Here is a 23,514-nt window from a genome sequence, read left to right on the forward strand (position 1 = left end):
AAACAGAAGCCAGCAGCACACAACCGCAGACAAAAAGTCCAAATCCACAACCGCTTCGGTTACTGAGTGCATCATAAACGACCGACCAATCACCTCCGCAGCGGTAACCGCAAGCATCATTCCGCAATCCGACTCAAAAATCGGACACACGAAAAAACCTTCCCCGATCTCATTTCCCAACAACAGATTGAAAAGCCAAACAACGGCGGCAGCGCGACTGCTTAAAACCGCAGGCAGATGGATGCCCACACGCAGTCGACCTCCGTCGGCGCACGATGCGCGAACCGCCAAAGGCGGCGACGGTGAGCCCGGATGGCGTGTCGACGAAGCTGTGGGTAGCCAGCGGACTGCGGTTTTAAGCAGTCGCGCTGACGGAGCAATGATTATTGAACAAGATCCTGTTCAGGAATTTCAGGAATGGAATCCGCAGTAGCCTTATTACTCATATCGGCAATATACCCAAGAATACGAGCCAACTGACTACGATCCGCATAAACATTCCAGTTATCCGGCTTGCCCTTCCAACGAAGGAACCAAGTAGCCTTCTCTTTGATCGTAGTCGGAGCTTTACCGTAACGAAGCAAGAACATAAACACAGAGTCCAAATCCTTCGGAGCCACCTGATCGCCAGCGTACTGTTTCAACAACTCGGCAAACAGATCATAAGCTTTGATCGCTTCGTTCCTAGTCAAAATACCGTCACTGTTTTCATCATAACGAGTAAAGATAATTTCAATGTATTGGATCGCATGAGGCACTTGCCCCAAGTCCGTCAATTTCGTCGTGCGTGTCTTATTAGGAATATAACCCGACGACTTATAGATATTGTTGATGAACTCTAGAGTCTGTTCGCGATCCAAGTTCTTCAAGTGATTGCGGAACACCGGAGTCGCTGACATCTTATCCATCAACGAGAAACGGTACGCATTAGCAGCGCAATCCACTTTCACCATTTTTTCAATCTTGTCTTTACGCGTGTATTTGTCCTTAACCGTTTGTTCAAACAAGCATTCTGCCGGCAAAGCGTCTGTCAGCATCGTATTGATCTTAACACCTGACCACAGCATACCGACCAAGTCCGTAAGCTCTGTGAAGGATGCATATTTATTACCGTCAGAGTGAGGCATAAAGATATTGGCATCACGGAAACGAGCATCACCAAATGTGTCGTTTTCAGGCTCTAACAATCCCATGTCCACAAAGAATGGCTTCACTGTTTTAAAGACAGAATTTACTTCCTCAACAGTAACACCGGCATAAGCCTTTATACGACTTACATTCCCCGCAAAAGAGCGCATCATCAAACGCGCAAACATGCGGTTCAGATTCAACTGGCTCATCGATTGCTGGTTATAGACCTGCTGCAACTGACGAGAGATATACAAACGACCTTCCGCATCCACCGTTAGCGGAGCTGGTGTCGCTACAGACCATCCAAGCTCTTTCATTCCCGTGCGCAATGCCGCAGACGAATTGATATTCGTACGAGCTTTTTCAATAGCATCGGCAAAGTCACGCGGACGAAGACCTTGGTTTTTATCAAACTTACGAGTCAACTGAGCAAAGAAGATCTCTGAATCAATCCAGATCTGAAGCTCTTCACGCAACAACTCCACAGAGTGCATTGTGATTGCATTCGGAACATAGCCACCAATGCGATCTTCTGGATCAACCAGAACATTGTTCACTGCTAGACCCAGGATCGTCTTCAATGAAGCCATGTTGATTTTCTCAGACAGGTAGCCTGCCTGATTCAATCGATTGGTGATTTGCATGATTTCATTAATACTTAATTGATGAGCTGGCTTTTTAACCAAAACATCGCGAACCAAGTTCAAACTTTGATTCGAGAACGTGGACATTGACCACAAAGTCTCTGAGCTCTCTGTCGGCTTTTCGTTGATGAAATAGTGATAGTACAGAACGCTTGAGTAAACGCGTGCGCCAAGGCCCAACAACGGACTCCAGATTTTTTTAGACAACGAAGAGTCATTGCCACCAAAAACCATGTTTTTAACGTCTACGATCAAAGGCATTTGCTTTTGAAGCTGTTCACTCAGTGGAACATACTTTTCGCCTTTGCCATTTTTAGGGTCTTTTTCCTTATGAGGATAAAGCTTTTCGTACTCACGTAAGATCGTAATCAAATCGCGAAGATCGTAAGGACCTTCCACCAAGCCACCCAGCTCAATACCCGACTGTTCAAGCACGCTTTGCGCATCTTGGAAGAACTTTTGCGACTCTTGGTAAGAGTACATTTGTGGGTCCCAGTCGTGACTGAAAATCGGATAGAATGGTAAAACACGTTCTACAATCGCTTTAAGGCGATTCACTTTCATACGCGCGGTTTTGAAATCGCCCGTAGTAAAGGAGTCAACGCTACCACCAAAGATCAATTGTTTGACCTTCATGGATTCTAAAATCAATTTTTGCGAGATCTTAAAGTCAGGCCATACTTTAGAGAACGTCATCAACAGATCGTTCACTTCTTCACGAGTCACGACGCCTTCAGGTTTTTCAGCAACCAGATCTTGAAAGACCGACAAAACGTCTTCCAAAGTACGCGCCATATACGTCAGGCGGTAGCCTGTATCTGTTTCTGGAACTTGTTCGATGAAATAGTAATAGCGCAGGTATTGAACGTACCCGCGAGCCCCCAAAAGACTGAAACGACGCCATTCATTCGGAGCAATCGCGTTTTCGTTACCACCCGCTAGGGCCTTTTTCACTTTTTTAACCACTGGCATGTAGGTACGAACCAGTTCGACACCCGACCAATCGTCATCAAGAGTGTTAGAAAGCTCCTGCAAGAAAGTCACGATATCTGACAGATTATAAGCCTGACCGTTTTTTTCGATATGATCCGCCAAAGCTTTGGCAGAGTTTTGCAGCTCTTTATTGGCGTCCTCAAAGAAAGCCATGTCTTTTTGAACTTGGTTTGTGTCAGACACAGACCATTTCAAAACCATGATTTTCATATAGGGATTCAAACGCAAAGTGATGCCTCGTAAAAGACCGAACACATCCTGCATTTTTTTAAGCTCTGTCTGAGTGATGTAATCAACATTACCACCCAAGAACAGCTGTTTCAGTTTCATAAACTGCAATTGCAATTCAGGACTGATTTTAGAACCCTTGGTTTGATCCAAGAAATTCAACTCAAGGAATGTCGCTAGCTCTTGAGACGTGTAACGAGATTTATCATTCCCACGCACATAACGTTGGAAACTTTGAACCGCACTCCCCAGACATCCCCAAAGAGCTTCGATATCACGGTCTTTAGCATTACCTTCGATAAACTCACGCAACACGGAAGCTGTATCAGAAAGGCAAGAAGCCCCGCCAAATTCATGGGCTTTCGCCTCTGGAGGAGCTTCACCGATTTTAGAATCACAACCTGCAGTAAACGCAGACACCACTGCCATTACGACAGCGATAATAGATTTCTTAGAAAACATACGTCATGCCTCCATAGAAACGGTCGTTGGCGCGGAATTGGTTCAGGAAGCTTGAAGGCTTGTAGTCTTCATCCTGAACACCCAGAACGTCACCACCCAACACCACGGCCCATTTCTGATTGGGGTAATACTGGAACTCTGTATTTAACAAAGAGCCCCGTTGATCATAGTCATAAAGATACTTAACTCGAGTGACCAAAGGACGCTTAAAGATCGTCGCCAACTGACCTTCCAAACGAAGCATCAAACTGTTGGTGAACTTTAAACGAGACTCATAAAGAGTCGTATCATCACGGCTGCCTGTGGAAGTGATATCTTCAATCGCTCCACCCGCCACTTTCAAATAAGCGATTTGCACAGCGATGGTTTTAGTCATGATATCAGCCAAAGCAAAGTCCACAGCCGCAGAGTACGCTTGGATAGGCATTAGGTTTTGTATAACCCACTCCTCATCGGGATAGCGCGGCTCTGGTTTATCCTGCAAATAAGAAATCGTGGTTTTTACGGACTTAAAGGAATAACCCACATCCATGGATTGGATCTGATGGTAAGTCACAGCCGGAGAGACCGTCACATCGACTTTGTCCGCTGAAGTTTGTTTGAACGCCTGACGTTTTAAAATCAAATCATTCACTGGCAAATAACCCGCACTCACCGTCATCCATGTGCCTTTGGATTTATCACCCAAACGAGTCATCACAGCGGCACCGCCGTTATTCACGAGCTTCGCTTGCTCTGGAATATCCAGCTTGTAGGAAATCGTATTCACACGGGAATTGAAATCGTAGTCACGAGAAGGCGCGCGGTACCAACGGCTGTCAGCAACCAGGCTTCCACCCTCTTCGCGCACATCTGGCCCCATGCTCGGAATGAACATCGGAGTTACCATCAACATGACTTGCCAGTCTTTTTTGTTGTAATCAAAGAAGACGCCCGTTAGCCCCTCTTCTTCAGGACGAAGAGCATCGATGGTCAAATACGGTTGCCACAATCCCAAGTTCCAACGGTGATCGATATCACTCCAGTCTTTCTTTTTACGACCGGCGAATACTTTGAACGAGTCACCTTTAGAAGCAACATACGCTTCATGCAAAATCAGATGTGTTTGCCCGCGAGAAAAGAAAGTTCCGCCAGAGACATCCATCGCAGCATCGATCCAGCTCGCTTCTTTCAATACGGAAAGGCGCGCTGACAAAAGCTGACTGTAAGTTAAGCGTGGAGCATCTGGAACTGGAGTGAAGTATTGCATTCCTTCCAAACGGATTTGGCCATAAACGTGCGCAGGTGAAGAATCATCTGATTTGATTTCAGGATTCTTCAACGTGCTGACACCTTGAGCTTTAGGAAGCTTCAAGCTTGAGTCAGCTGCTAATGATTTGGGAGCTGCAAATGCACTGATTAACAGCGCCAGCAGATATGATTTTCCCCTCACGTTACCTCTGGATTTAAGTCCAGGTGGTAGAAGATAATATCCGCCTATGGGAGTCAACGACACCGTGTTTCCCGAGTGTCTCAAGTCAAATATATGCGACTTGAGATTCCATCTGAAAATCTTTCTGCGAATTTAGGAACCTAAACTAGAGCAGGTGCTCCAGGATCCATTTAGGGTCGTCTATAGGGACATCATGACCAGCCGAGTTATGCATTTTCGGCTGTATTCCCCACAACTTCCCAAGTTGCAAAGTGCAGTTCGGTGAGACCAATCGATCACCATAACTGCCCAGCAAATTCACTTCCTTTGGAAGAGTTTTGGGAATTTGAAAACGAGAGGCCGCAAGCAACTGTCGCAAAACATTTCCGCGTTGCTCTGGATACTGACGAGTGTACTCAACCAACCGAGCGAACTCCACTTGGCGTCGTTCGGGATTGTTCGTGGTCATTTCCAAAATCGTGGACTCATAGGCCGCAGGATCGCTCCCTGAAAAAAACAGGCGTAACGTCGGCAGATAGTTCCCCGGTTGGTAGCGATGATAAAAAGGCGACGTGCTTGAAGAGCTCGTGCAAATCAAATGCGCCTTTTCAACTTCAGACGGAAATTCCTTCAGCCATTGAACGGCAACCATGGCGCCCAATGAAATCGCGAGCAAATGAAAGGGCTCCCCTTCTTTGACGAATTGAGACTGGGCTCGAACATCTTTCACGTAGTCAGAAATCGACAAGGGACTTTGCACATGATTGCGCTCGCCATTTCCAGGGAGGTCAATCATTTCGATGCGATCCTCGGGAAAGAACTTTTGCATTTCTTCTGCAAAAGAGCCCCAGTGGCCTTTTCCACGAGCAAGCCCACGCAGCAAGATCCATTTTCTAGATTTGGCCATACCACAACTCCTGCGCCTGCGATTCGTGCTGTTGAACTTGTTCTTGAGATAGTGCCGCCCATGCATGCGGATTCGCGATCGCACGGATCATCAATTCCAAAAGCGTGTTGTGACGACGTAAAGTTCTTTGATGACGATGACCAATCAACGGATTGAAGGCTCCATCCGCTCTGAAAAGTTGCGACGGATGCTTCTTGACCCACATCCAAGAACCCATCTCTAAGCACAATGGCAAATACTGCTTACCGCGCTTAAGTCCCTCGTGTTGCAAATACAAATAATCCCACAGGTCCCCATGGGTCGTGTAAGTTCCCGCCTGAGGTTCCACTCGGTAAAAGTGATGAGGATAGGTCTGATCAAGCAAAGATTTAAATGAATGCATCAATCCCAATTCAGGAAATGGTTTTTGAGTTTTCGCATAGGGAAACCACAAGCGATCTTGCAAACCAAATCCAGAATGACAATCCAAAGTGATCGCCAAAGAGCTTTCTGCAATTTCTTGCTGAACTCCGCGAATCATTGCTTGGGACTCGACTTCCATCGGTTCATTTTCTTTGCCACGATACCAAGGAAGCTTGGGCGAATAACGATGCCCACCTAACCAGCGTGCTGGCTTATCAGCATCAACGGGCGCGTTTCTCATCAGATCTATACCGCGAGGATTGCTTCGCGTTTTGCGCAAAATTCCGATGGGATTTACGGTGGGAATAAAGAACACGCGAACGTCTTGCAAAGTTCTTTGCATTTGACGATCCCAGCGAGCTAACTCCGAAAAGGAATTCAATAACGCCACTGTGACTTGGGCTCCGATTCTTTCGAGCCCGTGGACTCCCCCAACGATTCCCAAAACCGGCGCATCGGGTGCGGTGGTACCGAATGAAAGTTTGTAAATCGGGAGTTTTAAATCTCCATCCTGGCTGTAATCCAAGACCTCGGAACGCATCAAACTGCCCAGGGTTTCGATGCGGGATTCAATTTGTTGGATCTCAGGAATTGTACTCATTGTCACTCCGACATTAACGCTTAAAGCCACGCGCCCCGGTTGCCCCATTTTCCCAAGAGAAGTATCCTTGATTTCTAAATGGGAGACAACATGACCCTTGAAACTTTATTAGAAAATATGTGGGCAGATTATTGCAAACTGAATCCAGCAGCCAAACACATTCATGACTTGTTTGTGGCTGAGGGCGAAACAGTTCTTAATGACCACATTGCACTTCGTACCTTTAATCATCCACGTCTAGGTATTGAGTCTTTGGCGAAACAATTTAAAAAATATGGTTACGTTCAATCAGGTGAACCGTACATCTTCACAGAAAAGAAGTTGTTTGCTCGTCACTACGAACATCCGAACGAAAAAATGCCGAAAATCTTTATTTCTGAGCTAGAGCTAGAAAAGGTTTCTCCGTTCATTCGTGAAACTCTGAATAAGCTCGCTGACTCCATCCCACAAAGTGTGATCGATAGCGAAGACTTCTCTATGTGCGGTCGTCCTTGGGATATGTCTTATGCCCTTTACTCAGAACTTGCGAAAGAATCTGAGTACGCATCTTGGGTTGCCGCTTACGGTTTCCGCCCGAATCACTTCACAGTGAATATCAATGCGCTTAAAAAATTCACAGACATCAATCACCTGAATGAGTTCTTGCAAAGCAAAGGCATTGTTTTGAATAAATCAGGCGGCTTGGTGAAAGGAACTCCAGCGGATTACCTTGAACAGTCTTCAACGATGGCTTCTGAAATCCCAGTGAAGTTCAATGATGGCACTCACAACTTGCCAGGTTGCTATTATGAGTTTGCGAAACGTTATAAAATGGATAACGGCAAATTCTATACGGGCTTTGTCGCTAAATCTGCTGACAAGATCTTTGAAAGCACGAACAAAGTTAAATAAGCCGAACTGCTTGGCTGCAAAAAACAAAAAAACCTCCGATAATCTCGGAGGTTTTTTTGTTTGATCAGGTAAACACGTACCTTTTCAAGTAAGGCCGTACCTTAAGCGATTTTTTTGATTAACAGATGTTCGGTCTCTTGGTCTTTTTCCTGATCGGCCCAATGTGGGTGAGCTTGCAGGAATACTTTTACGAGCTGGGAATCGAATTGCGTGCCGGAGCAACGAACCAACTCCTCATAGACCACTTCGTCAGGAAGTCCCTTACGATAAGCGCGTGTCTGCGACATCGCATCGTAGGTATCGACCACCAAAATCACACGAGCTAAAATATCAATTTTGTCGCCGGCGACTTTATCGGGATAACCCGTACCATCGACTCGTTCATGATGACCACGGATCGCGGGCAAAATGTATTCAAAGAATTTGTGAGTTGCTAGAGGCTCCACGATCATTTCGCTCATCACTGGATGGGAACGCATGATGGCTTGTTCTTCGGGATCAAGCTTGCCAGGTTTGGCGATAATGCTCTGACTGACACCCATCTTACCGATGTCATGAAAGAGTCCTGCAAATTCAGCTAGTTTTTGTTCGTATTCGTTGAGGCCGGCATCGCGGGCCAGCTTGCGTGACATTTCACCGACGCGACAGCAGTGGTGATAAGTCTCGGGATCAACAATTTTCAAAGTCTGCATGAGTGCCTTGGCCGAATCATAAGCCCAAGACGGAATATTTCCCCACTTCGAAGACATGCGTACCCCTTTCATTCCCCTAAACAACTTTTCGGTCTAGGTCTGGACAAACTTTACTCAAGATCAGAGGGCTTTCTCAGAGTGAGACAAGTTCCCATTGACAGGGTTTGGGATCAGCTTTGAAAATAAATTACGCCAATCACAAAGGACCAACATGAGACGAACAATATTTCTTATCACCATGATGACCCTCTGCTCGGCTTCCGCTTATGCGCAGAAAATCAAAGTTCGCAAAGTGAAGGGTAACACGGCCATCGTTGAAAGCACCTCGCCCCTTGCACCCGGTGCTGTGTATGATTTGATTTCACAAGATCAATTTGGCGAGGAAGACGGCCCTGCCAATCGTAACTATGTGGTGGGTGTTAACCTTAGTTTTTCCAATACAAAGTCCGATGCTGCTAATTCAAAAGCTGAAACCGCTGCGGCCTTCACAGGACGCTTTGGCTGGAACTTGGCAACATTTGAAGTGGGTCCCTTGGTGCAATTCAACATGACCCATGTCAACGACGTCACTGCGACCACGTGGAAATTGGGCGGCTATGGGGACTACAACTTCACTCCGAATATCACGGGTGAAGCGTTTCTATTCGGTCTTACCGGCTATGGCGCTTTCGGAAATGAAGATCGTGGCACAGGCACTAAGTTTGATATCGTGGATGTCTTTGGTGGCTTAGTGGTGAAATGGTTCCCTACTGGAACATCGGCATGTTTTAGAGCGGAATTTGGTTACCTGTATGAACGTCAAACGGTGACTGGTGGTTACAACACGGAGACCGGACTGGCATCATCCGTAGGTATTTTCGCTTACTTCTAAGAAGTCACAATAGCTAAAACAATCAAGAAGAGAGCACAGGCAAAAACTATTTTTAGTGACATGCTCTCCTCTCTTGATCTTTAAGATTACTTGTTACATTCAGCCCGATAATAACGAAGCATTGCTGCTTCAATCGGCGCTCGTTCCTCTTCATCCACTATGAATACACCAATTTCACGATCTGGGGTATCAGGAACTACATTCACACCAATCCCCGGCGCATAGAAGGTCTTTTTCTTTTTATCGAAGTGGACAATGTTCGTTATCAGTGGCGCATTAGAATCATAGACGAAGATAATAAAATACGCCCCTTGGTCATAAACTTCCTTAGCGACAACGACGTGTTGGCTTGTCAATCCCCAACGCAAATTCAACAATGTCAGACGATTGCCTTTCAAGTTTTTTTCAAGCTTCGTCATCGTCAACAAATTATCAACCTGATTACGCGCCTGGGATTCTCCTGTAATCATCGCCACATTTCCACCACGGAAGAAATGCTGTTGTTGCGAACGCTGAAGATCTAATTTGAGGGTCTTCCAGACAGTTTGGCCCTTTAAATTCTCTTTGTAACCACGATTCAATAACGGAAAAAGACCGTCAGGTTTTACATCTTCACGGGCCCAGGAATGCAACAAAGACTGATCTGAATATCTGATCACTTCGAGCTGATTTAAAGGAGTACTGACCATGCGCGCTCCCCCACGGCCCGACTGCTGTTCAGTCAATTCGGCGCCACGAAACATATCCAATGTCTTACGCAGAAGATCCGCTTTCGAAAGGTCTTCTTTTTCTTCAAAGCGCGCTAGATAAAACATTCTTCTTTGTGCACTGGAAAGCCCCCAGCAAGCTCCCAGTTCAAGGCCTCCGGATGTGAATTTCCAGTTGGTAGCGGGGATGTGATAATAGGTGTGAAAAGCTGCGGGAGTAATCGATTTATAAATGCTATCGACCGTTAGATTTTCGCACGACAAGTTCTTAACCACCGTGTCTGTGATCTTTTTTCCGGGGGCTGCCGATGCTGGTTTTTGCAGACTGCAAATGCTTAGAAGTACAACGGGAATCCATTTTTTCATAACACACGCTCCACCGGGTTCCTTGAGAGCAATTCAAGGACCACGGTAAGCGTTAACTAATGGTTTCTGAGAGGGACTCCCTGTCTAAAAGATCAACAAAGGAGCCTTGAGGGGCACTCAAAGCTTAGAAGCTCAGGCCCATTCCGACCGTTCCGTAGAACGTATTAAGATCTGCTTTTTGATTCAATTCTGTGTCGACAAACGCGTAACGTTTGATACCAAATCCCGCCTCACCGAACAGACTTTGTGTCCACAAAACCTTACCGTGGAAATTCAAAGACATCGAAGAGTTCAGATTGATTTTTGAATCCATGCTTTGCGTATAGTAAATGAATTCTACGTCCACCCATTTTGGATAGCGGAACAATGGCAAGATATTGAAAATATCGTCGATCATTTTCGGCATTGAACGCGCCCAGAAAAGACCACCACCCACCATCGGCGCTGTCAAAACACCGAAGTTTACGTTCTGATAGGAAGCCATCATACCCACAGTTTCATCACGATTCCAAAGACCCGGAACAAATCTGTATTTCAAGTCCACCGTCAACACATCCAAAGGTGCCGTGCGACCAGCGGTGCTGACTTTGATTTCGTTGAACGAGCGGAAGTACTTAGCACTGATACCCCAGCGCTGACGAGACACCCAATAGTTCGTCCAAGTGAAAAGGTCCTCGAACCATTGGTTGTAAGCCATCTCGCCCATGAATACGAAATCTGCTGAGGACTTCGCAACCGAAAGACGTGCTGACAATTCACGAGGGTAACCTTTGTAGATTTCAAAATAAGAACGGTATGTTTGACCTTCGTATTCGACGTTCAAATAGGAGCGATTGATCTCTCCACGCTCTGTCGCTTTGAATCTCCATAGGAATTCATTCGGCTCATTTTTTTCAACAGACACCGAGTTTTGATCTGTGTTCACGGAAACTTCTTTGATCTTACGACCAAAAAGTTTGATGTTGTCGTTATACGTCCCTGTCGGAGTGTCTTGGTGCAAGTACAAACGCGACTGTCTGCGCGGGATCACGGAAAGCTCAAAACGCTGTTTGAAAATCCCTCCGCCCTGACCTGGCAAATAAATTTTCGCATCGTCCGTACGAAGAGGTGCAGCCCAAAATTTACGAGCATCACCAATCGTTGCTTCAAAGCCGATAAGCTTGGTGATTTTCAAATACTGATCAGGATTCAAAACCACAGAACGGCCGATAGGGCGCGTGTCATAACCCACGATACGCAAAAGACCCGGACGAGCCGTATCTGCGATATCCATCAGTTGCAATTTGCTCGGCTCCACCATGAACTCATAGCTTTCACCGGTTGCAAGCTCTGCAAAGAAAGATGTCGGGCCTTCTGCAGGAGCTGGAGCTGATTGACGAAGCAATGTTTCTTCGTTGTTCATCAAAACACGCGGAGTTGTTGCATCCACACGTGCTTTACCCAAAACAACTTGGCCTTCCAATTTTTGGTTACCATACCATTGAGAGCACAGGCGGCTGTAACCGCGGCCCACTTGTTGAGTCAGACAGAAACGGAAAATTTCATTCAAACGACCAAATGGAGAACCCGCCGCTTTGAAATTTGGAATCGCGAAAGAAGATCCAAAGAATCCATTCGTGCCCAACTCTGCCGCTGGAACTTTTTGTGCGAGCAAAGATGCACGCCAGTTTTGAACTTGCGCAGACCATGCTTTTTGATCGACTTCAGTGATATCGCGCTGCCACAACACTGTCCCTGTGCGCGAGATCATTTCTAAAGAACCGGAAGCCAATAACTCCAAAGGCCAATCCATAACCAGAGCTTCTTCGTTTCTTTGTTGCGGAGTCAGAACTTTAGAAAGTTGCGGATGTGCTTTACCCAACGGCAAAAGACGGAAGTTGAATGATTTCTCATTCAAAGTGATTGGACCCAACTTCAAGGATTTACCCTTATCAGCTGTCAGATCGTACTCAACCTCAAGAGGCGGCAAAAGAACGCCATTATCAATTTGATCGAAAAACAGTGGTTTATTGAATTCTTTAGTCGCTGCGGACTTCATCAACGACTGCTGCGGAGCAGGAATGTCATCACCTGCGTCGACATTTTCTTGTGCGTGAGCAGCAAAACCCATGACCATTAACAGAGATAAAACCAGATGCTGTGCACTATTCACGAAGATACCTCACTGTTTGTAAGTTTATTGAATACGAACTCATGTAACAAGCTAAATTGTTGGACTGTCTGGGAATTTCGGATTATGACTGCTCGATATCTAAGGAGCAAAAATGTCTTCAGCGCGCACCGTCTATCACATGAAGGTAGAACAAATCATCGATCATACACCCTCTGTTCGCGAGTTGGTGATGAAAACGGACTCACCAGCGGAATTCAAGTTCAAAGCTGGCCAGTTTGTAATGTTGAATGTTCCCCAAGGTGAAGCAAAACCCGTTTTGCGTGCGTACTCGATCGCTTCTGATGACAGAACTCCGAATGGTTTCCGTCTACTTTTCAAGTACGTTGATAATGGCATTGCCTCGACTTTTGTTTGGAATTTGAAGGGTGGCGAAACACTCAACTTCACAGGTCCTTTCGGAAAAGTTTTCTTCCAAGAACCGCCGACAGAACAAATTGTTTTCTTGAACACAGGCACAGGTCTTTCGCAGCACATTTGCTATCTGCTGTCTAAAAAAGAACAGTATCCAAATTTGAAATACCGTCTGCTGTTCGGTGTCCGCACTGAAAAAGACATGTACTACCAACCAGAGCTTGAGGCTTTGGCGAAAGAACTTCCTGATTTCAAGTGGGAGTTTGTTTTGAGTCGTCCTCAAGATTCATGGACAGGTAAAAAAGGTTACATCCAAAATTTCATTTCGGAATTTGATTATAAAAACATCCCAACGACGTTCTACATGTGTGGTAACGGCGGCATGATCAAGGAAGTAAAACACCAATTGATCGAAGTGGATGGTATCGATAAAACTCGCATCTGGTCTGAAGCTTTCGACTAAAAAGTGACGACGAAAAATCGCGCGGCCATTGAACTGATTATTGCCGGAGCCCTGTGGGGCTTTGGTTTTGTTGCGACAGTTTGGGCCTTGCGCGGATTTACTCCGACTGAAACTCTGGTCTATCGCTTTTTAATCGCCTCTGTTTTTGGGGAACTTCTCTACCTTCTGATGCGCGGACCACGGCTGACAACGGCCAAGGACGACTTCAAACGCGCACTGCCCGCGGGATTTTTCCTGGGCACTATGCTGCTACTGCAAACCATCGGATTGCAAGACACCACCGCCACTAAAAGTGGTTTCATCACCAGCCTCTATGTCATCTTAGTTCCTCTTTTGAATACGGTCCTTTTTAAATCGCGCAGTTCTTGGATCAACTATGCTCTGGCCTTGGTTGCCTTGGTTGGAACATTCATTCTGATGGATGCGAACTTAAGTGATGTGAATAGCGGAGATCTTTGGACGCTCGCGTGTTCCGTGATGGCCGCTGGGCATATTATTTATATCGGAAAAATTTCAAACAAAGTCGGCAATGCTTTTCGCTTTAACAACTTCCAATCCATTTGGGTGTTGTTGATGATCACACCCCTGCTTTTAACTCAGAATCATTTCACCTATCAAAATGTACCGTGGGAAGCTTGGTGGGGAGTTTTAGCTTTGGGAATGGGTTCGAGTGTGATTGCGTTTTCGATTCAGATTCGAGCGCAGAAGACTTTGTCGGATTCAACCGCGAGCATGATCTTCCTGTTGGAGTCCCCGTTCGCGGCTTTATTTGGATTCTTACTTTTGCAAGAGCGCCTCTCTTGGTTTCAAGGAATCGGCGCTCTGATTATCATGGCAGCTTCTATCCTGCAGATTCTGTGGGACCCTTCTTCAAAGACCACAGGAACGCAATCCCCAAAATAATTGCCCCAGACAGACCCGTTACCCACTCAGGGATATGAACAAACGGAGCTGTTAACATCACAAGAGCCAAAACCCAGATCGCATAGAAAGCACCGTGCTCAAGGTAGGCGAATTTTGCCAAGGCTTCTTTTTCAACAAACATGATCGTAAGGCTTCGTACAAAGAACGCACCGATCGACAAGCCCACCATGATGATGAATAAGTTGTGAGTGATCGCAAACGCGCCCACCACACCATCGAAACTGAAGGATGCATCTAGAACTTCTAGATACAAGAAGCTCGCCGCACTTGCCTTATGAACGTTGTGCATAGTTTCTTCGGAAGCTTCCATGAAAGCACCGATACCATCCACTGCGACGAATACGATCAAACCGGCCAAACCTGATTTCAAGAAAGCATAAGCTTCATCTTGCTGAGGCATGAAGTGAGAAATCGTAATCAAGATCGCCAAGGCTGAACCGATATGAATCGCTTCCACGCGGCCCAAGAACGCCAACGGCTTTTCAACCGGAGCCAACCAATGCTCAATTTTTTCCGCATCAAAGAAGAAACGCAAAGCCACCATCAACAAGAAGGCTCCGCCAAAGGCCGCCACTTCCAAGTGAGCAGCAAGCATTAGTTTCGCGTACTCATCTGGACGAGTCGCAGCCATGACCAGGGCTTCCCAAGGATTGATCTGCGCCATCACACCCACGATCGCGAGTGGGAATACCAAACGCATACCGAAGACGGCGATAAGCATACCCCACGTCAGGAAGCGATGACGCCAAACCGGAGTCATGTCCTTAAGAACTGTGGCATTTACAATGGCATTATCGAATGACAATGAAATTTCAAGAACGGCCAAAACGGATGCGATGAACAACGCCTCGATAGCTGCTGTTGTCGTGCCGCCGTAGTACTGACCGATAAAGAACGAAATGATAAGACCGATGATCGTGATGGCAATAGAACCAGTGAAATATTTAAGCATTCCACCAAGTAATTCTATTTAAGGATCTTTTTCAAGAACTTTCCAGTTTCGCTTTCCTTAACTTTTGTTATTTGCTCCGGTGTGCCAGTTGCCACGATCAAACCGCCGTGTTTTCCACCGTCAGGCCCCAGGTCAATCACGTGATCGGCGGTCTTAACAACCTCCATCGCATGCTCAATAACCAAGACAGTATTCCCCTGATCAGCCAGCTCCTGAAGCAGCTCTACCAGCTTTCTGACGTCATCAAAGTGTAAACCTGTGGTCGGCTCATCCAGGATGTACAAAGTCTTACCCGTTCCGCGACGGGAAAGCTCTTTAGAAAGCTTCACACGCTGAGCCTCACCACCCGAAAGCGTTGTCGAGCTTTGTCCCAAAGTCATGTAATCCAAGCCCACTCGGTGGAGTGTCTCAAGCTTACGATAAATTTGACTGTGGTTTTTAAAGAACTCCAAAGCCTCGCCTACACTCATATCCAAAACTTCGGCGATAGATTTATTTTTGTATTTAATATTCAAGGTTTCGCGGTTGTAGCGTTTGCCCAAGCACGTATCGCACATCACGAAGACGTCGCTTAAGAAGTGCATCTCGACGCGGATTTGACCGTGCCCCATACAAGTTTCGCAGCGGCCACCCTTGACGTTAAAACTGAAACGACCCGGTTCGTAACCACGAAGTTTTGAATCCGGAAGATTCGCATACAAATCGCGAATCATCGGGAACAGGCCCACGTAAGTAGCTGGTGTCGAACGCGGTGTACGTCCGATCGGTCGTTGATTGATATCAATAACCTTATCGATTTTATCCAAGCCCTCGATTTTTTTGTACGGAGAAGGCTCGGCATGGGCTTTATAAAACTTCTGCGCCAAAATTTTGTACAAAGTATCGATAATCAGTGTCGACTTACCAGAACCAGAAACTCCCGTGACGGCTGTCAGAGTCCCCAGTGGAATTTTCATATCCACATTCTGCAAGTTATTGCCTGTCGCACCTTTAAGCTCGATGAACTGACCATTGCCAGGACGACGTTGCTTAGGGACTGGAATGCGCACTTCGCCTTTCAGATATTTACCCGTCAAAGAGTTCGGATTATTTTCCAACTCTTCCGGAGTTCCCTGCGCCATCATTTCGCCACCCAAGCGACCTGCACGAGGTCCCAAGTCGACAACGAAATCAGCATAACGAATGGTGTCTTCGTCATGCTCTACCAGCAAGATCGTGTTTCCGCGATCTTTCAGCTCTCCGATAATATCCAGCAAACGATGGTGATCGCGAGGATGCAAACCGATACTTGGCTCGTCCATCACATACAGAACACCGATCAATGACGAACCTACTTGAGTCGCTAAACGAATACGCTGAGCTTCACCACCCGACAACGTACGCGAAGAACGATTCATCGACAGATAACTCGTTCCCACGCGGATCATGTAATCCAAGCGGTCAGTAGCTTGCTTGACGATTTTTTCTGCGATTAAGGCATCCTTGCTGCGCCATTTTACTTTTGCTAGGAATTCACGCAAATCCGCAGCGCTTAGTACTGCCAATTCAGAAATAGTTTTTTCTGCAACTTTGATATTCAAAGCTTCAGGTCTTAGACGTGAGCCATGGCAATCAGGGCAATCGTGCAAAACCATTTCTTCGCCGTCTTCATCGTCTTCGTCTGAAGTTTTTTTGCCTTTGTATTTATAAACGACCTTATCGAGCTTTTTACCGCCGACTTCGCCGTCAGAGAATTGTTCTTCCTCTTCCAAATCCAAAGTACCCAAGCCATTACAAGTCTGGCAGGCACCGCGCGGATTATTGAAGGAGAACATACGCGGTTCAATTTCAGGAAATGAATAACCGCAAATAGGACACGCAGAATGAAGCGAGTAATTCGTTCTTTCGCCGTCAAGTGTTTCGATGATCACACGGCCATTCGCCATGGAAAGAGCGGTGTTGATGCTTTCACTTAAGCGCATCTTCATCGTGTCTTTCATGATCAATTGATCCACGACCAAGTCGATGTCATGGGTTTTGGTTTTCGCAAGCTTTGTCGCTTTATCCAGGTCGATCATTTTTCCGTCGACTTTGGCTTTGACGAAACCTTTTTTCGCCCAACGCTGGAACTCAGCTAAGAACTCCCCTTTTTTACCAGAAGCCATCGGAGCCAAAACGTAGAATTTAGCGCCTTGGCCTTTTTTGATAACATCATCGATAATTTGCTGCGGAGTTTGTGAGCTGACCGGAATGTGATGCGTAGGACACTCAGGCACGCCAACTTTGGCGTAAAGCAAGCGGAGGTAATCATAGATTTCCGTCACCGTTCCCACAGTGGAACGCGGATTTGTGCTGACAGATTTTTGATCGATCGCAATCGCTGGCGACAAGCCTGTGATCACATCGACATCCGGTTTTTTTAATTGCTCTAAGAAATTACGAGCATAAGCAGATAAAGACTCCACGTAACGACGTTGGCCTTCGGCATAAACTGTATCAAATGCCAGAGATGATTTTCCCGAACCACTGAGCCCCGTAAAAACGGTGATCTTGTTCCTTGGAATAGTCACACTGACATTCTTAAGATTATGTTCTTTGGCGCCTTTTACTACGATTCCATCTTCTGCTTGCGACATAGCCTCACAGTGTACGCCTGTTGACTCGGAGGCACAACTCTCAGGCCCAACGCCTTGGCGCATCAAGAACATCCACTGAGCAGACGCTGTGGCTGGACAATAAAAAAGGGAGCCGAAGCTCCCTTTTCAAAATATCACTCAAGATCTGAAGACTAAGCTTTAGCAGCTGCGCCTTTACCTTTTTTAGCAGCCAATTCTTCAGGAGACATACCCCATGGAGAACCGCCTTTTTTATCGCCACCTTTGCCGCCACCTTTACGAGGGCCGCCTTTGCCAGTTGTCGGTTCAGCAGCTGGTTTAGCTGTTGGAACGAAATCAGGAACATAGTGGAATGCTTCAGCTTGAACAGCTTTAGCTGGAACTTTTTCGCCTTCAGCGAAAGTTGCAACCAAAACACGGCGCAAAGTTGGACCGTTGTTAGTAGCAGCTACTTCAAGAGCGTGCATGAAGTGAGTCAATTTTTCGCCTTCGAATTTGAATTTTTCGCCAAGAGCTGTTTGGATTTCTTCAGGAGTTTTACCTGCCAAATCTTTTTTAGCTGCAAGACCTGTGTTCAATGTGAAATACGGAAACTCTGTAACTGACTTCATAAACTCTCCCCGAGCGTTGTTATGCCCCCCACAATGGAACGCCCCAGGCCGTCCGTCAACCTCTACTATTCTTTAACCAGCGTATTAAAAACTTGCGAGCTAGATGGACTCACATACCCGCAATTCATCGACTAAGTCAGATAATCCATCAGGATTTGATAGTGATAATTCAGAATCACGGCTTCATCATGAGTTCCACCTTTGTCAGGGTGAAAAACTCTGGCCAAAACTTTTTTAGCATCTTTCAGCGATTCTTCATTCAACGTGTTTTCCATAGGAAATCCGTTCACAGAAAAGAAAGCAAAAGCGGCGTTAACGTCTTGAGAAAACGTCGTTCCCTTGGTTGTTTTGCTAGAAAGTCCTTTAGCCTTGTTTTTAATTTCTTGGCGTTGAATTTTCGCGCGCTCTTTTTGTTTTTGATATTGCTGTTTTTTGAACTCAGCTTGCTTAGCCTTGAATGGAGATTCCACCACCGTGAACAGAGAACCTTTTTCTAAATTCGTTTTGGAATCCAAAAAGTCCGGATGCTTCTTTTCGGTCAACAACAGCATCGCCCAAATGTGGCGACAAAATGTCCCCTTCGTCGCTGAAGGACACGAGCAATCAACTGCGAATGTGTTGCTCGCGATATTTTCAGCCACGAACAAAACTTTGTGAGGCTTCGAGGCCTTCACATACCCTTCAATACGCGCATCACCACCGACCGACATAACGGCCAATCCCTCAGCAAGATCTTCGCGACCTTGTTTGCGCACTTCAGGTTTAAAAAAATGTTCGTAAGCTGTTTCAACAGACAACACAGAATCCTTTGAGAGCAATCAAAAGCAGTGTCTGCAAATACCAATCCCAACTCAACAGATAATAAAAACGCAGAGCAGAACCGCACCGGTTCCGCACCGCATCCCTAAAACCGGCAACTGAGGGCTGTTCAAAAAGGTTCAGATACAAGGCGGAGGATCTACGCTGCCACGCAGGCGTACTCCAAGTACGCCGAAGAGCAAGTGCAGGTCCGACAACGAAGTAGATGGACCTTTTTCAACAGCCCGGCCTTAAAAATGCAAAAGCGAATCAAGCCTCTGCCAGATTCGCTTTTGGAGACTCTCCCGTCCGCTTGGAAAGGAGAATCGGATGCGTAAAACCAAGTACATACGTATTCGGCGTTTTCAGAAGGTAACTAAAGGCTTTTTAATAATTTTGCTATTAACTCTAGCAATCGTTCTTAAAATCCGGTCGCTGTAAGAAATCGGAAAGCTCCAACGTGTTATTGGCCCATGGTCGGGACAACCAACTAGGACAGGAGTTTTCTCACGGACTCTGGTAGAGGCACCAATAAAAAAGGGAGCTTGTGGCTCCCTTTTGATTCTATTTGTTCGCTTTCGCTTGGCAGTCTGGGCAGACGCCGTAAAGTTCCAAAATATGATGAGTCAGTGCGAAGCCGAATTGGTTCGCGACTTTTTCTTGAAGTTGTTCGATCGCGCGATTTTCGAATTCGCAGATCTTACCGCACTTCACGCACGTCAAATGGTCATGGTGACCTTTAGGTGTAAGTTCATAACGAGCTGGCAAACCGCCCATGCGCACTTCTGTTACGAAAGCGCCTTCAGTCAATGTACGAAGGAAACGGTACACTGTTGCGAAACCGATTTCAGGATGATCCTTGGCCAATTTTTCGTAAAGCTCTTGAGCTGTTACGTGACGACGGCCTTCATGAAGAGTTTTAAGGATCGCCATACGTTGGCTGGTAACTTTCAGATTCAATGCACGGATGATCTTTTTAAGTTCAGCCTCATCAAACGGATCGTGATGAACGACAATGTCTTCGTCATGCTGTCTTGGTAGTACTGGTACTGAATCTCGTCCCATCATATGGCTCCTCGAACACAGATTTATAGGACGCCACGAGGGTCAAAGTCCACTGTTCTGACAATGATTATCAGTTAGATTTCAAAATGTATGCAATTTTTTCCCGGCAGAGATATGAGATACCGCGTTGTGCGGGTGCAAACTCTCTACATGACTGAATTCAGCCACGTAATCCAGAATATCACTCTCTTTATCAAGGGCCTCTTTGCCGCGACGAGCCGCGTCCTCACAGAACATCAAGTTCTGTCCATTGCGAAGTGCGAACTCTTGTTCGTCCTCACGTTTGACGGCACCTTGAACTGCCGTTTGCAAAGCTTCCTCAACCACGTCGATTAATTTCGCGTAGTCATAGTTCGCGCCGACTTCCACTTTCACACGCGCAAAACTGCGTTGTGCATGAGGAGTTGCCACGATCCCTTGAGTTGTTCCCAACCACTGATGAACAACGTCAAAATCCAAAGAGGCAGCGCCAAATTGTTGTTTGAAATTGTCTTGGATCAACTGGCGAGAAAGAGCCGCAGATGCAGGGCATGTGCTGGAGTAAGTGATGACCACTTCCACGTAGTATTTCTTAACGCCGTTTTCGTTGAAGGCAGAAAGCACTACTGGATAAGAGCGCCAAGCTTGGTTTGCACTCTTCAAAGCTTTGCGCACGAGTGGAGCTTCGAACTGCACTTGCACCAAGGCTTGCGTGGAAAGCTCTTCGTGAGTTTTCAAAAACTCATCAGTGGCTTTACCCAAAAGATCTAAAGACATTTCATTTTTTGAAAGAGTGTCTTGAGTGATCAAATACAAGCGCGACATGTGGATGCCACGAGAAGCCTTTTTATCAAGGCTCACCTTGGCATCAGCACGTGCGGGAATACGATACAAGCCATCAGCTTGTTTCAAAATAATTGGAAGTTCAATCGAACCCATACCCACCCAGTCGATGGGTGCGAATTTTTCTGTATGAGTTTCTTTAGCGACGTCTGGAAGATGTTTGTTAGTCATGGTTCAGCCTTCTACCGCAAAATCCCTGTAAAGACTCTGTTTTTATAGTTTTTACAGCGGAATTGAAATATAACCGATAACATGAAAAAGCAACTGATCCTGGCTTCAACTTCCAAATACAGACAAGAACTTCTCTCTCGTTTGGCTGTGCCTTTTCAAGCACAACCGCCTGCTATCGACGAGGATAAGCATAAAGATCCGACGCTAGCTCCCCGCGCCTTGGCCGAACACTTAGCCTTCCTTAAAGCCGCAAGCCTTAAAGGCGAAGGCAAAGTCGTGATCGGTGGAGATCAATTGGTGGCCTTTGAAGGCCGCATCATTGGTAAAGCACACACTCGCGAAAAGGCCATTGAGCAACTTTTAAGCATGCAGGGCAAAACGCACGAATTGGTAACAGCCATCTGCGTATTTGATGGAGAAAAAGCCATCCCCTACACCGATATCACTCGCATGCATATGAAGGCGATGAGTCGCGAACAGATCGAACGCTATGTCGACTTGGATATACCGACGGACTGCGCCGGAAGCTATAAGATCGAAAAGCATGGCATTATGCTGTTTTCCAAAATTGAATCCCAAGATTTTACGGCGATCCAAGGTTTACCCTTGATTGAACTGAGCAAAATATTAGAGACTTGTAGTCCGCTTTAAAGCGTACAATTGGCGTCGCCCCTTGGCGAACCTACAGGAGACACCTATGAACGACATGCAAAAGAAACTCTATGATGCAGCAGCTGTAGCTCAAAAATGCGCCCATGCTCCCTACTCTGGAGCCCACATCGGTGCTGCTGTTTTAATGGCCGACGGTCAAATTTTTAACGGCTGTAATGTTGAAAATGCATCTTACGGTGGAACTGTGTGCGCTGAACGCGTGGCTTTGTGGAAAGCTGTCAGCGAGGGTTCTTCGAAATCTGTTAAAGAAGTGATGGTTATCAGTGACGCTGACAAACCATGGCCTCCCTGCGGATTCTGCCGCCAAGTGATTGCGGAGTTCGGCAGCGAAGACACTGTGATCTACACAGCAAATCTGACTGGCAAAATGAAGACTTTCAAATTCTCTGAAATCTTCCCAGAAGCCTTCACTCCGAAACATCTAGATTAGTTTTCAAACAAAAAAAAAGCCCGGTCACCCGGGCTTTTTTTTTAACTAACTTCAGCGTCTATTTTTCGAAATTACAGCCGCCGATATTGCTCAAACGTGATCCGTTCAGGTGAATTGAAGTAACAGACATATCATAGACTTCGTCTGACATTCCGTCGGAGCCTTTTTCCTGGCGATCCATATGTAGAGCTAGCATCCCTAAAGGCTCACCCAAATCAAATTTCACAACAACATTTTTTTTATTGGTGGAGGCCGCTAGGACTGTCGTTTCTTTGCGATAGACACCATCCTCTGATGTGAATGGATCCTGGTAAATAACGGCGTCACCTTGATTTACAATCCCCGTCGTGTACCCTTCATAAATATCAAAACCAACAATCGTGATGTCAAAGAAGGGTTCCGTAAACGTACAGTGCAAAGTAACCCGCTGACCCACTTGCGGTGTTGCTGGCGCCGCAAATGCCGATGCTCCGACTAGTAAAAGTGTCGCAAAAATTAATGCTTTCATAGTGTCTCCGTGGTCTTTGTTAAGTTTGTTATCTTTCGATAGGACCTTTTTAACACCCCCTCTATGAAAAACCCTAAATCTGGAAACTCAAAGCGCGGCAAATTTGCCGCATACGGAACAAAAGAAAAAGCCCAGTCGATGAGACTGGGCTTGGGAAAGTTCACATTGATGAAATAAGTAAGGACGTACCTTTTAGCGCAACCTATTGCTCTAACGTGAAGTTACAAACTACGTCAGTGAATTGGCTTTGTTGGTCCGCAGGGAATCCAGGGCCACGCCATACGCGCATCTCATTACCCACCTGCTTCACGCGCTTTGGATCGCGCAAGACAGCGACCAAATCACCGTGATAGTTAATACCTTTGTACATGATCCAAACAGGATTGTTCATGGCTTGGTAAGCCGCAAGTCCCACCATTGCATTATTGGTATCGCCACCTTCAAAGTACTGGGCGATTTCTTCTTTTTGTAATTGGTAAGAATATTTTTTACCGTCTTGCTCAGCGACGGTGACCACACCACTTTGTGCTCTGGCCATGGAGCCTTCTGTCATGATCTCGACGATCACGATTTTACCTTGGTAAGTTTCACCCACGCAGGCCGAGTACGCGAATACTTGCGGAGCCATCATCAAAGAACTCAGTAGAATAAATAAATTCAGTTTCATATTCGTA

The 23,514-nt window shown here is 46.2% G+C and carries 22 protein-coding genes; 7 read left to right on the forward strand and 15 right to left on the reverse strand.

Annotation, left to right across the window (positions count from 1 at the left end; translation table 11 throughout):
* Positions 1-187: 187 nt before the first annotated feature.
* Positions 188-433, forward strand: a complete 246-nt coding sequence (locus tag ACLVWP_RS12135) for a hypothetical protein (RefSeq protein ID WP_413557547.1) — start codon at positions 188-190, stop codon at positions 431-433.
* Here ACLVWP_RS12135 and ACLVWP_RS12140 read toward each other — a convergent pair.
* The 4 genes from ACLVWP_RS12140 to ACLVWP_RS12155 form a co-directional block, all read right to left on the reverse strand.
* The gene (locus ACLVWP_RS12140; protein WP_413557549.1) at positions 384-3,458 is read right to left on the reverse strand and encodes a hypothetical protein; all 3,075 of its coding nucleotides are present in this window, start codon (positions 3,456-3,458) and stop codon (positions 384-386) included. The two genes, ACLVWP_RS12135 and ACLVWP_RS12140, sit on opposite strands and share 50 nt — an antisense overlap.
* A complete protein-coding gene (locus tag ACLVWP_RS12145; protein ID WP_413557550.1) occupies positions 3,448-4,890 on the reverse strand; it encodes a transposase in 1,443 nt (480 codons plus the stop codon). The genes ACLVWP_RS12140 and ACLVWP_RS12145 overlap by 11 nt, the downstream gene beginning before the upstream one ends.
* 145 nt (positions 4,891-5,035) lie before the next feature.
* Positions 5,036-5,776: an alpha/beta fold hydrolase gene (locus ACLVWP_RS12150; protein WP_413557552.1), complete on the reverse strand. Its 741-nt coding sequence runs from the start codon at positions 5,774-5,776 to the stop codon at positions 5,036-5,038.
* A complete protein-coding gene (locus tag ACLVWP_RS12155; RefSeq protein ID WP_413557554.1) occupies positions 5,763-6,779 on the reverse strand; it encodes a M14 family zinc carboxypeptidase in 1,017 nt (338 codons plus the stop codon). The genes ACLVWP_RS12150 and ACLVWP_RS12155 overlap by 14 nt, the downstream gene beginning before the upstream one ends.
* Before the next feature lie 90 nt (positions 6,780-6,869).
* Between ACLVWP_RS12155 and ACLVWP_RS12160 the strand changes: the two genes are divergently transcribed.
* Positions 6,870-7,670, forward strand: a complete 801-nt coding sequence (locus ACLVWP_RS12160) for a DUF1338 domain-containing protein (protein WP_413557556.1) — start codon at positions 6,870-6,872, stop codon at positions 7,668-7,670.
* Between the two features lie 101 nt (positions 7,671-7,771).
* On the opposite strand, the gene ACLVWP_RS12165 is transcribed toward ACLVWP_RS12160, so the two are convergent.
* Positions 7,772-8,419, reverse strand: coding sequence for an HD-GYP domain-containing protein (locus ACLVWP_RS12165; RefSeq protein ID WP_413557557.1), 648 nt, complete (start codon positions 8,417-8,419; stop codon positions 7,772-7,774).
* 154 nt (positions 8,420-8,573) lie between these two features.
* On the opposite strand from ACLVWP_RS12165, the gene ACLVWP_RS12170 reads away from it, so the two are divergent.
* A complete protein-coding gene (locus ACLVWP_RS12170; protein ID WP_413557559.1) occupies positions 8,574-9,233 on the forward strand; it encodes a hypothetical protein in 660 nt (219 codons plus the stop codon).
* Positions 9,234-9,319: 86 nt separating this feature from the next.
* On the opposite strand, the gene ACLVWP_RS12175 is transcribed toward ACLVWP_RS12170, so the two are convergent.
* The gene (locus ACLVWP_RS12175) at positions 9,320-10,306 is read right to left on the reverse strand and encodes a hypothetical protein (RefSeq protein WP_413557561.1); all 987 of its coding nucleotides are present in this window, start codon (positions 10,304-10,306) and stop codon (positions 9,320-9,322) included.
* A gap of 124 nt (positions 10,307-10,430) precedes the next feature.
* Entirely contained in the window at positions 10,431-12,458 is a 2,028-nt protein-coding gene (locus tag ACLVWP_RS12180) for a hypothetical protein (RefSeq protein WP_413557562.1), read from the reverse strand.
* 112 nt (positions 12,459-12,570) lie between these two features.
* On the opposite strand from ACLVWP_RS12180, the gene ACLVWP_RS12185 reads away from it, so the two are divergent.
* Positions 12,571-13,293, forward strand: coding sequence for an FAD-binding oxidoreductase (locus ACLVWP_RS12185; RefSeq protein WP_413557563.1), 723 nt, complete (start codon positions 12,571-12,573; stop codon positions 13,291-13,293).
* Between the two features lie 3 nt (positions 13,294-13,296).
* The gene (locus tag ACLVWP_RS12190) at positions 13,297-14,196 is read left to right on the forward strand and encodes a DMT family transporter (protein WP_413557565.1); all 900 of its coding nucleotides are present in this window, start codon (positions 13,297-13,299) and stop codon (positions 14,194-14,196) included.
* Here the strand turns inward: ACLVWP_RS12190 and ACLVWP_RS12195 are convergent.
* The 6 genes from ACLVWP_RS12195 to folE2 all read right to left on the reverse strand — a co-directional run bounded on the left by ACLVWP_RS12195 (position 14,135) and on the right by folE2 (position 21,230).
* Entirely contained in the window at positions 14,135-15,169 is a 1,035-nt protein-coding gene (locus ACLVWP_RS12195; protein WP_413557567.1) for a DUF475 domain-containing protein, read from the reverse strand. The two genes, ACLVWP_RS12190 and ACLVWP_RS12195, sit on opposite strands and share 62 nt — an antisense overlap.
* 14 nt (positions 15,170-15,183) lie before the next feature.
* Positions 15,184-17,784: an excinuclease ABC subunit UvrA gene (gene uvrA / locus ACLVWP_RS12200; RefSeq protein ID WP_413557568.1), complete on the reverse strand. Its 2,601-nt coding sequence runs from the start codon at positions 17,782-17,784 to the stop codon at positions 15,184-15,186.
* 152 nt (positions 17,785-17,936) lie between these two features.
* Positions 17,937-18,374, reverse strand: coding sequence for a hypothetical protein (locus ACLVWP_RS12205; RefSeq protein WP_413557569.1), 438 nt, complete (start codon positions 18,372-18,374; stop codon positions 17,937-17,939).
* 131 nt (positions 18,375-18,505) lie between these two features.
* The gene (locus ACLVWP_RS12210; protein ID WP_413557571.1) at positions 18,506-19,171 is read right to left on the reverse strand and encodes an SWIM zinc finger family protein; all 666 of its coding nucleotides are present in this window, start codon (positions 19,169-19,171) and stop codon (positions 18,506-18,508) included.
* A gap of 565 nt (positions 19,172-19,736) precedes the next feature.
* On the reverse strand, positions 19,737-20,240 hold the full coding sequence (locus ACLVWP_RS12215) for a Fur family transcriptional regulator (protein WP_413557573.1): 504 nt from the start codon (positions 20,238-20,240) through the stop codon (positions 19,737-19,739).
* A gap of 78 nt (positions 20,241-20,318) precedes the next feature.
* The gene (gene folE2 / locus ACLVWP_RS12220; protein ID WP_413557575.1) at positions 20,319-21,230 is read right to left on the reverse strand and encodes a GTP cyclohydrolase FolE2; all 912 of its coding nucleotides are present in this window, start codon (positions 21,228-21,230) and stop codon (positions 20,319-20,321) included.
* 81 nt (positions 21,231-21,311) lie between these two features.
* Between folE2 and ACLVWP_RS12225 the strand changes: the two genes are divergently transcribed.
* Both ACLVWP_RS12225 and cdd read left to right on the forward strand, forming a co-directional pair.
* Entirely contained in the window at positions 21,312-21,881 is a 570-nt protein-coding gene (locus ACLVWP_RS12225) for a Maf family protein (RefSeq protein ID WP_413557576.1), read from the forward strand.
* A gap of 46 nt (positions 21,882-21,927) precedes the next feature.
* Positions 21,928-22,332, forward strand: coding sequence for a cytidine deaminase (gene cdd / locus ACLVWP_RS12230; protein WP_413557577.1), 405 nt, complete (start codon positions 21,928-21,930; stop codon positions 22,330-22,332).
* Positions 22,333-22,390: 58 nt separating this feature from the next.
* Here the strand turns inward: cdd and ACLVWP_RS12235 are convergent, their stop codons facing one another.
* Both ACLVWP_RS12235 and ACLVWP_RS12240 read right to left on the reverse strand, forming a co-directional pair.
* Positions 22,391-22,840 carry a hypothetical protein gene (locus ACLVWP_RS12235; RefSeq protein ID WP_413557578.1) on the reverse strand — a complete coding sequence of 150 codons (450 nt, stop codon included), beginning with the start codon at positions 22,838-22,840 and terminating at the stop codon, positions 22,391-22,393.
* Positions 22,841-23,042: 202 nt separating this feature from the next.
* Entirely contained in the window at positions 23,043-23,507 is a 465-nt protein-coding gene (locus ACLVWP_RS12240) for a hypothetical protein (protein ID WP_413557580.1), read from the reverse strand.
* Positions 23,508-23,514 lie beyond the last annotated feature (7 nt).

Origin of the sequence: Bdellovibrio sp. HCB209, assembly GCF_047306065.1 — a bacterium.
Classification (GTDB): Bacteria; Bdellovibrionota; Bdellovibrionia; order Bdellovibrionales; family Bdellovibrionaceae; genus Bdellovibrio.